Annotated in this window: 4 protein-coding genes; all 4 read right to left on the reverse strand. The window is 68.5% G+C overall.

From position 1 onward, the window contains the following. Nucleotides 1-1,187 (reverse strand): putative O-glycosylation ligase, exosortase A system-associated (locus PLC66_RS22185; RefSeq protein WP_324544358.1); only part of this gene is annotated, 1,187 nt, incomplete at its 3' end. Further along, nucleotides 1,184-2,011: a formyl transferase gene (locus tag PLC66_RS22190; RefSeq protein WP_324544359.1), complete on the reverse strand. Its 828-nt coding sequence runs from the start codon at nucleotides 2,009-2,011 to the stop codon at nucleotides 1,184-1,186. The genes PLC66_RS22185 and PLC66_RS22190, both read right to left, overlap by 4 nt. After that, on the reverse strand, nucleotides 2,008-3,222 hold the full coding sequence (locus PLC66_RS22195) for a hypothetical protein (protein ID WP_324544360.1): 1,215 nt from the start codon (nucleotides 3,220-3,222) through the stop codon (nucleotides 2,008-2,010). Before PLC66_RS22195 ends, PLC66_RS22190 begins: the two co-directional genes overlap by 4 nt. Before the next feature lie 18 nt (nucleotides 3,223-3,240). After that, nucleotides 3,241-4,562: phenylacetate--CoA ligase family protein (locus PLC66_RS22200; RefSeq protein WP_324544361.1), on the reverse strand; the 1,322-nt coding region annotated here is incomplete at its 5' end.

Below are 4,562 nucleotides of genomic sequence, written 5' to 3' on the forward strand. Positions count from 1 at the left end.
ACCAGCATCTTGGTGATCACGATGATCGCGATCAGGTGGTAGAAGAGGTCGAAGTACTGCAGGCCCAGGAAGGAGCCCGCCGACATGTAGCCGATGAGGCTGACCTGCACCATCGCTGCAAGGTCACGCGCCCAGCGGAGCGACTCGTGCGGTTTTGCCCAGCGCATGATCTGCGCGGCCGACAGCCAGGTGAAGACATGCAGCAGCACGAACATCGCCAGCCCGACCCAGCCGAGCTCACCAAGCACGCCGAACCAGTTACTGTGTGAATCAGTACCGCCAAAACCGGTGACCGCACGGAAACCGCCACCGAAGAAGAACAGGTTCGCTAGGGTGATCGCGTTGCCCCACGCATACAGGCGCCCCATCGCCGAGGCATCTTCCTCATAGGTCTCGATCGTGTGCATACGCTCGAACCACTCGGGTGGCATGACGTAGAGGACGACCAGGATGACGGGAATCAACGCCATGATGATGCCGAAGCGGTTGCGCGCCTTCATCAGGAAGAAGAAGCCCATGGCGACCAGACCAAGCAGGGCCCCGCGTGAGTTGGTGCCTATGATCGCTATCAGCGTGAGCGCGCCCCCCCCGAGCAAGCCCAGACGCAGCCAGTAGTTCTCGGTCTGGAGCCGCACGTACCAGAGCAGCGGCACGATCATGATCAGCGCCAGGCCAACCGAGTTACGGTCTGCGATGAACGAGCCCGACGGCCCCATGACGTTGTTGCCGCTGCCGCCGGTGAGGATGAACACCCCGCCCTTGAAACCATAAAAACCGATCGACAACGCGATCACCACCACCAGCCAGTGCACGCGCTGCCGGTCGGTAATCAACATCATCGTGACGTAGGTCATCAGGATGATGCGCCAGACCTTGTCCCACTGCGGCCAGGCCATGCCCGGATACTGCGCCAGCAAGGTCGACACGAACATCCAGCCTGTAAAGATCAGCAGTAGAACGGTCTCGCGCGTCCAGGGGATCTCCTTCTTCTCCTTGGCAAGGAGGATCGCCGCGAACGTCGTGAGAGCAATGATCAGCGCCACCGGCATCGTGGTGACAAAGCCCCACGCAAGCCGGTGCGGGTTCATGTAGCCGAGCCACGACCACATCAGGATGCCCAGCCACGGCCGCTTGAGGATGAAGGGAATCGAGCCGAAGACGACGGCGGCGACGAACAGATCCCTCATGCCGCGCGCTCCTGCCTTTCCTCGGCGGCAAACCAGCGCACCCGCCGCGGCAGGTCGAGCCCGGCGAGCATGCCGGGCAGCTTGTCAGCCAGCGCCTGCTCATGCCGCAGGCCGCGGTCCTTGACCTGGTACAGCCGGCCCTTGCCCGGCTGCGTGACACCCAGCGCATGCCCGTGCGCAAGGCGCTGGATGGCCTCTGCGTAGACCTGGGCGCTGTCCTGCACCGCGCGCCAGAACAGCACGAGCTCGGTATCGCCTTCGCGCACTGCGGGCGAGATGTGGGCGATCAGCCGCCCGGTGTCGATACCGGCGTCGATGTAGTGCAGCGTGCAGCCGACCTTGTCCGGCTCGCCGTTGTAGAGCGCCCAGAACGTGCAGTCGGCGCCGCGGTATTCGGGCGACAGCCCGCCGTGCAGGTTGATTATGCCTAGCCGGCCCTGGTTGAGCAGCTCGCCGCGGATCAGCGAGGTGCCGAAGACGCAGATGAGGTCGGGCTGCAGCTCGCGCGCCAGGCGAACGACCTCGGGGTGGTTGATGTGCGGGACTTCGCGCACCAGCTCGGGGCGGTCGAGCCGCGGGTTGCCGTCGGGGAAGAAGAACTTCGCCTCCGGGTTGCCGGTGTAGCGCCGGCGGTCGCGCAGCCAGCGCCACACCTTGCGCAAGAGGTTGTCGGGGCGCAGCTTCTTGAGGGTCTTTTTCAGGTTCCACTCGCCGCCGGTCTCCTGCACGATGGCGACCGGATCAGCGGCCTGGCACAGCACATTGGCGACGTGCAGGTGACGGGCGCTGCGCCCGCACAGGATCATGATGCGCAGCGCGCTCATCGGGCGCGCCCCCGGGCCGCCGCGGGGACGGGCGGCACGACGCTGTCGCCGAGGTCCATGATCAGCGCGTCGGCGAAGAACTTGGCTGCCCAGTTGGGGAATTCGAAGCGCGAGTAGGCGCCCCAGATCGGCGCCGAGCCGGGGATGGCGCCGCGCACCACGTCGTCCTCGTCGTCCAGGCGCTGGGTGCGCTTGACGTAGCCGATGGCGCGCCGCGCCGCGGCGCGGAAGCTGTCGTCGCCGGTGAGCTGCGCCAGCCGCAGCCAGCACAGCGCCATCTGCGCCACGCCGGTGACGCAGGCATAGCTGCCATGCCCCACCCAGCCGTCGGCATAGGTGCCGGCCAGCCAGCCGTCCTCGCGCTGCACCGCCATGATGCCGCGGGCGGCGACCTCGGCCGCCTGCAGGTAACGGGGCTCGCCGAGCAGCACGCCGACCTCGATGAAGCCGCGGATGGCATAGGCGATGGTGTGGGTGAAGGGGTGACGGGTGGGCACGAAGGCGTTGGTGGCGAACCAACCGCTCGCGCGTTGCTGGGTGAGCGCCCAGTCGAGGTTGCGGCGGGCGGCGGCGATGAAGCCGGCCTCATTGCCGACCACGCCCATCGCCGCCAGCGCCCAGATGGCGCGGGTGTTGTAGACGTGGGGCACACCGTTGTGCTCGAACTTGCGATAGCAGCCGTCGGCGTCCTGCTGGGCGACCAGCCAGTGCCCGGCGCGCAGGCCGGCTTCGAGGCAGTCCTTGCGGCCGAGCTGGGTATAACCCGCGACCAGGCCGTGCATGATCTGGCCCTGGTTGAACACGACCGGGTGGCTGCCGGGCTCGCCGAAGTGGCCGGGGAAGGCGCCATCGTCGGCCTGCAGAGAGAGCTCCCAGTCGATCATGCGTTGCGCGCGGTCGAGCAGTTCGAGGCGGCCGAGCACCGGCGCAGCGGCTAGGAAGGTCTCGATGATGTAGCCGGTGGTCTCGGGATAGCCGGGCAGCCAGCCGTCCTCGAAGCTCCAGCCGGCGGCCACGCCGCCGGCGTCGGACTTGCCGTCGCGCGCGTCCTGGGCGCGGCACAGCCAGTCGATGGCGCCACGCAGGTGGGCGAGATGCTCGCCCTCGGGCTGGCGCGCGGCACCCCCCATGTCACGGATGACGAGCTTGAGGTGGCGGGCGCGCCAGGGCTTGTAGCGCAGGGGGAGTTCGATGAGGGTGCTTGGGTTCATGCGTCGGATCGGTTCGGTTCAGGCGGTGACCATCAGCCCGCCGGGCAGCGGGACATGGCTCACGACATAGCGGTGTTTGCCCGAGGCCTCGGGCGGAATGGTGTCCAGCAGTTTCAGCTCGATCGCGACACCCTCGCCCAGGCGTGCGCGCAAGCCGGCAATCACGGCTGCGCCCGCCTCGGCATTCCACTGTGCATCGGTGACGATCTGCACTTCCATGCGGTCGAGCGCGTGCTGCACGCACTTGAACTGGGCAACGCCGGGCGTGGCGCGCAGCACGTAGATGACGGCAAGCGCATGCATGACGCGGCCGTCGGCGGCGAGGACGAAGTCGGTCTGGCGACCGCTGACCTCGGCGATCACGTGCAGCCCCTGCCCGCCGCTGGCGGCGTCGGGCGACAGGCGCAGGACGTCGCCGGTGCGGTAGCGGATGAAGGGCTGGGCCTCCGAGGCGAGGCCGGTGATGACGGCTTCGCCGGCCTCGCCCGGCGCCACCGGCTGGCCGGCGGCGTCGAGCACTTCGACGATGTGGCTCTCGCTCAGCAGCAGCATCTGCCCGCCCGGGGCCTCGTGGGCGGTGAAGCCGATGTCGCGGCTGCCGAATTCATTGGCCACCGGCACGCCGAAGACGCGGCCGATGAGCTCGCGCTGGTGCGGGTAAAGCGGCTCGCCGGTGGTGCACACCACACGCAGGGCGTTGAGCCGGGGCTTGATGCCGCGCGCCTCGGCATGGGCGGCGAGGAGCGCGACGCTGGAGGCGTAGCCGTACAGGCACTTGGGCTGCCAGGCCTGCAGCGCGGCAAGGTAGTCGTCCATGTGCGGCGCCGACATCGCAAAGGCGTTGAGCACGAGCTGATTGACCAGGCGGTCGCGCAGCGTCTTGATGCGGTCTGTCTTGTTGAGCTCGACCGGGGCCCCCCACAGGTAGGCCTCGCGATCGCCGGGCGCGACGCCCCACCAGTTGCGCGCGCGCATGCGGCCGGCGGCATCCGAGGCCTGGCGGGCGCGGCCGAAATGGAAGATCAGCGGCTCGCCGCTGGAGCCACCGGTGTTGTAGCGGAAAGCGCCGCCCGGCACGCCGCGCCACACAAGCTGGTCGACGTTGTCGCGCGCGTCGCGCTTGTTCATGGTGGGCAGGCGGGCGAGACCGGCCAGGGGCAATTCGCCGGCACGCACCGCCTCTTCCAGCCCCGCGGCGCGGATCCGCGCCGCGTGCCAGGGGCTGTGCGCCAGCGCCACGCCCAGCAGGGCGTTGAGCTTGCGCGCCTGCAAGGCCTCGATCGCCGCCCGATCCAGCCACTGGCTGCGCTCGAGCGCCTGCCAGTAGGCAAAGGTGGGCC

This window comes from Thauera sp., from assembly GCF_035444905.1.
In the GTDB taxonomy this organism is placed as follows: domain Bacteria; phylum Pseudomonadota; class Gammaproteobacteria; order Burkholderiales; family Rhodocyclaceae; genus Thauera.

What these genes read in the sequence shown, in the direction of transcription:
- PLC66_RS22195 (WP_324544360.1), bottom strand. Translation starts at nt 3,222, where the DNA reads ATGAACCCAAGCACCCTCATCGAACTCCCCCTGCGCTACAAGCCCTGG.
- PLC66_RS22190 (WP_324544359.1), bottom strand. Translation starts at nt 2,011, where the DNA reads ATGAGCGCGCTGCGCATCATGATCCTGTGCGGGCGCAGCGCCCGTCAC.